General features: G+C 52.3%; 2 tRNA genes. Both read right to left on the bottom strand.

Annotated features, from left to right (window positions below):
• Positions 1–73: 73 nt before the first annotated feature.
• Positions 74–157: transfer RNA gene (locus tag CSGHG_RS19315), tRNA-Leu, on the bottom strand.
• 7 nt (positions 158–164) lie between these two features.
• Positions 165–240, bottom strand: a tRNA-Lys gene (locus CSGHG_RS19310).
• Positions 241–308 lie beyond the last annotated feature (68 nt).

The raw sequence follows: 308 nt of genomic DNA, 5'->3' as shown, positions 1-308 counted from the left end.
ACGAGATTCGAACTCGCGACGTTCACCTTGGCAAGGTGACGCTCTACCACTGAGCCACTCCCGCTTATTTAATTGGTGCAGATGAAGGGAGTCGAACCCCCACGCCAAAGGCGCTAGATCCTAAGTCTAGTGCGTCTGCCAATTCCGCCACATCTGCATAATTTTGGTGGCTCACCGGGGAATCGAACCCCGGACACCATGATTAAAAGTCATGTGCTCTACCGACTGAGCTAGTGAACCATATGGCTGGGATAGCAGGATTTGAACCTACGAATGCCAGAGTCAAAGTCTGGTGCCTTACCGCTTGG

It is taken from the genome of Clostridium senegalense JC122 (assembly GCF_000285575.1).
In the GTDB taxonomy this organism is placed as follows: domain Bacteria; phylum Bacillota; class Clostridia; order Clostridiales; family Clostridiaceae; genus Clostridium_J; species Clostridium_J senegalense.
Note: the sequence above shows the minus strand (reverse complement) of the source record. Positions and strands in the feature narration are given on the sequence as shown.